The organism is Rhodococcus sp. MPR-R1B (assembly GCF_058793255.1).
Genome location: NZ_JBXAFO010000069.1, coordinates 1 through 3,503 on the forward strand (window position 1 = coordinate 1; position 3,503 = coordinate 3,503).

Annotated in this window: 4 protein-coding genes; 2 read left to right on the forward strand and 2 right to left on the reverse strand. The window is 58.5% G+C overall.

What is annotated here, in order from left to right; translation table 11 throughout:
• Positions 1 to 236 precede the first annotated feature (236 nt).
• Positions 237 to 1,121: an SCO6745 family protein gene (locus tag AC1Q61_RS32630; RefSeq protein WP_492651475.1), complete on the reverse strand. Its 885-nt coding sequence runs from the start codon at positions 1,119 to 1,121 to the stop codon at positions 237 to 239.
• 65 nt (positions 1,122 to 1,186) lie between these two features.
• Positions 1,187 to 1,582 carry an ABC transporter permease gene (locus AC1Q61_RS32635; protein WP_492654931.1) on the reverse strand — a complete coding sequence of 132 codons (396 nt, stop codon included), beginning with the start codon at positions 1,580 to 1,582 and terminating at the stop codon, positions 1,187 to 1,189.
• A 403-nt stretch (positions 1,583 to 1,985) separates the two neighbouring features.
• Between AC1Q61_RS32635 and AC1Q61_RS32640 the strand changes: the two genes are divergently transcribed.
• Together AC1Q61_RS32640 and AC1Q61_RS32645 are read left to right on the forward strand one after the other, a co-directional pair.
• Positions 1,986 to 2,168 carry a hypothetical protein gene (locus tag AC1Q61_RS32640; protein ID WP_492651474.1) on the forward strand — a complete coding sequence of 61 codons (183 nt, stop codon included), beginning with the start codon at positions 1,986 to 1,988 and terminating at the stop codon, positions 2,166 to 2,168.
• Between the two features lie 152 nt (positions 2,169 to 2,320).
• Entirely contained in the window at positions 2,321 to 3,262 is a 942-nt protein-coding gene (locus AC1Q61_RS32645; RefSeq protein ID WP_492651473.1) for an SIR2 family protein, read from the forward strand.
• Positions 3,263 to 3,503 lie beyond the last annotated feature (241 nt).

Genomic DNA, 3,503 nt, shown 5'->3' on the forward strand with positions numbered 1-3,503 from the left:
CGCCGTGACGATGGCAACGGTCGCACCGAACAAAGCAAACCCGAGTGCCTGTTTCCACATCAAGCCATCATCACCTAAACGGAGCGGGAATTCGGCACAACGGCAGTCTCATCCGGATGCCTTCTCACTGTGCAGATTCGGGGCGCAGCCGATTTCGGCGACAATCGTGTGAAGGGGCTGGTGGTGACACCCTCGTCGTATCACCACCAGCCACGTCCGACACTCACGACCTGCTGTCACGCACGCAATCGGCGACGTGCTGCCAGTGCTGCCGGAAATCCGAGATCTGCATCGATCACTTCACCGGAGAGACGTTCCGAGATTTCGATCAGCCGACTGCATCCGGTCTCGCCGATCGCCTCGTACGGGTACGACCCCAGCACATCGGTTTGATGCTCAACCCTCTGCCGGCGATCGCGACCCACCTCGTTCAGGTGAAGCTCGGGGCCGTCTTCGAGCCATCCACGCGCCTGCACACTTTCGACGCCTTCCGCCCACTGATCGTTGTCCCATGCCCGGCTCATTTGCAGAGCAGCAGCAGGAACATCGCCGGTGGCGGCGTGAACTACCAGCGCTTCGACACCGTTGAGCCCTTCGGTGTGAAGTAGGGCGACATGAGAATCACCGCGATATTCCCGGAGCAAGGATTGGGCATGCCACAACACGAGATGGGGCTCTTCTGGCCACGGTAGGGATGCGTGTCCACCGAACAGCGGCCGACCTTGCGGTCTGTTGCATGCGCGCTCCGCTGCTCGACGTGCGAGTTCGGCGGCTTCTCGAACCTCGGCGCCGTCGACATGTTCTCCCCATGCCTTGCGCAGCGAACGGTCGACAGCGTCGAGTCGAGCGGCCAAGATCTGTTCGGGGGTGGCGATCGTCCAGGCATTCGGCAGGACCGCGTGTACCAGTTCGGGGTTGAAGTTGAAGAAGGTAGCGATGGTGACTTCTGCCGTTACTGCACCCATGGGTGCGGACCGCGAAGCGAAGTACCCCATTCGAGGATGCGTAAAGCCCAGTGCAGCATAGGCTTCCGCGCCGAATGGAGTGAAGTAGATCATGCCGTGTATCGGTTCGGCTCCACGGAAGACGCGGCGCGCAGTTTCTGGTGCGATCAAGGTCATCGGTATTCCTTCATGCGGGTGGTGTGGTGGTCGAGAAGTCGGACTGGGTGCGGGATCTTCGTAAGCTATCTCCCTTTGACGTACATGCGGTCTCGGACGGCATCACCCACTCGGTAGACGGCCAGGACGACCAGTGAAATCAGAATGCCGGAGGGGAGAATCTGTTGTGGGGCGCTCAAGATGTGCAGGTACGCATCGGATAAGTCACCGCCCCAACTCGGAGTGGGCGGCTGTATACCCAACCCGAGGAACGAGAGGGCGGCCTGCGCGAGAAAGGTCAGACCGGTGAGCACAGTCACCTGAACGACAACCGGTCCGATCGCGTGCGGTAGGAGATGACGCAAAAGCACTACGTGCGGCGGACATCCCGAGAGTCGCGCGCTCAGGACGAAGTCTCGGTTCCTCGTCTCGCTGGCCCCGGCAGCCAGAATTCTTGCAATCGTGGGTGCGTAGTGGGAGATTCGGGATTTCGGACGAGGACTGCGCTACCAACACCTCACCCAGAACGAAAGGGCAGAGAAACAGCACCATCAGGATGTCATCGGCCAGTTCGGTATCGGCCTCAAAGATGCACTCGCAGTCTTCGAACGCAACGATGTCAGTGTGACGTTACATAGTGCACACGGCGACATCAGCACAGGGAGACAAGCCAAGCCAGACTTCGGCGATATCGTCACCTTGCACGCGTTGGTGACTGCACCGGTCGACCCACAGATGGCGGGTACCGTCGTCAGGACCACGGGTATCGCAGATACCGATGTCGAGGCAGCAAAGGAATTGTTCTCAAATTCTCCGGAGACCTTCCCCTCGAACAGACCCGTTTCGGGGAAGTGCTTGAACCCGCCCAGACAGTGACGGCGGACGGTGTACGTCCGAGGTCTGCTCGTCGCAGTGGATTCGCGTTTCTTATTCTCCCACAACATTATTGATCTCAATGCGCCGCTGCGTCGGGCGCTGAACCGTGAACGATCCAACGTGGGACGAACCGCCTACCGTGTGCGCGTATCACCGTGCGAGGGCGCTATTGTCATTTGCGTCAGGATTTAGTGGCGATATGCCGTCCCGGCAATCGAAGCCCGGGAAGGCGGAACATGGCGACCACGCAAGACAGCGTCTACTCGTACGTGCAGGGATTGTTCCAACGTGGCACAGTCATCGTAATCGGTAGTGGTGCCTCATGTGCCCACGGATTACCCGGGATGGGGGCTCTCGCCGGGCACCTCCTGGCAGAGGTTCCCGGTCGCCTTGCGGATCTCCCCGCATCGTGCGGCGTCGAATGGAATCGAATCGCAGGAGAACTCATCGCGATGGCCGGCCTTGAAGCCGCACTTGAGGCTGGCACCGCTCCGGAGGAATTGGTTGAGCTGATCACTGAACTGATCGTTGGATGCATTCAAGAATCCGAAAAAGCAGCTATCGCTGACATTCTCGCAGATCCCATGGTCTCTTCGTTCGGCAGACTGTTCGGCCATATCCTCCAGGCTGCCCCTCTAGTGGACGTCGTCACTACAAACTATGACCGACTGGTCGAGGTTCATGCGGCTCGAGCAGCCGTGCGCGTGGATTCAATGTTCTACGGTCACACCGTTGGCCGACTGGACGCCACTAAGAGTCTCGGAGAGCTATATCGCGTTCAGACTGTTGTGGGCCGGTCCAGAACGGTGTCGCTGACTTCGCACCCCCACATTCGGCTTTCCAAGCCGCACGGAAGCCTCGACTGGTTCAGTCAAGATGACCAGCACTACCGCAGTGACCTGACCGTTCCGGGTGCCCGGCGAATCATCGCACCAGGCGGTAGTAAGTACCGACTCGGTTACGAGGCACCGTTCGATGCTCATCGGAATCGGGCTAATGAGGCGATCGACAAGGCTTCTGCGCTCTTCTTTGTAGGGTACGGATTCAACGACGAACACCTGCAGACTCACCTTCGTCCTCGGTTTGCGCAGGTGCCAGCAGTGATATTGAGCAGAGTGCTCACCCCGAACGCCAAGGATTACCTTTCCCTAAATTCGACTGCCATCGGTATCGAAGCAGGTACGGATGACAATAGTTGCCGGATTCGGCGTGGAATCGACATGCTCGAACTTGATCTCCCACTCTGGGAGCTTGAGCATCTACTGAAGGAAGTAGTTGGTGTATGACTGATTCGACATTGGCGTTCCCCCCGAATGTGGCGCTAGGACGAGTTTTCCGCGTCGATACCGCTAGTGTCTGGGCAGAAGCACTTGATCACGAACGACTTACACGCATTGGAGTCGGTAGCCTTATCGCCTTCCAAGGCTCAAATTCGTCCGAGTATTTGGTCGTGTCGACGACGGGTGAAAACTGAACGGATGTCGTCGGACGAAAATTAACCACCTTGCGTGAGTGTTGTGGGGTGAT

What these genes read in the sequence shown, in the direction of transcription:
- AC1Q61_RS32630 (WP_492651475.1), bottom strand. Translation starts at nt 1,121, where the DNA reads ATGACCTTGATCGCACCAGAAACTGCGCGCCGCGTCTTCCGTGGAGCC.
- AC1Q61_RS32645 (WP_492651473.1), top strand. Translation starts at nt 2,321, where the DNA reads ATGGGGGCTCTCGCCGGGCACCTCCTGGCAGAGGTTCCCGGTCGCCTT.